This is a genomic window from Chryseobacterium sp. SIMBA_029, from assembly GCF_046535275.1.
Classification (GTDB): Bacteria; Bacteroidota; Bacteroidia; order Flavobacteriales; family Weeksellaceae; genus Chryseobacterium.
On record NZ_JAWRXA010000635.1, the window covers coordinates 1 to 251 of the forward strand.

The 251-nt window shown below is 61.8% G+C and carries 1 protein-coding gene; it reads right to left on the reverse strand.

Annotated features, from left to right (window positions below; all coding sequences use genetic code 11):
• Window positions 1-251: hypothetical protein (locus SB679_RS25515; protein WP_410705154.1), on the reverse strand; the 251-nt coding region annotated here is incomplete at both ends.

A 251-nucleotide genomic window follows, 5' to 3' on the forward strand; every position in this document is an offset into this window, starting at 1 on the left:
GGACGATTTCGCCGGGCGCCGGCGCAGTATCTTCACCGAACAGATGCAGCGGCTCATCGACGACGACCGGCTGATGATTGCCGACATAGCTGAGCGAGCGGTACATGCCCTGCATCACCGTGTGAACGTTATTCTTGCCGCGCGCGCCCGGGTTATTGCGGCCCTTCTCGGCAAACGCCATCAGGCCGTCGCGGTCAATCGGACGCAGGTAGGTGGAGACGGTGGTCGGAAAATCGGTTGCGGTGTTCAAG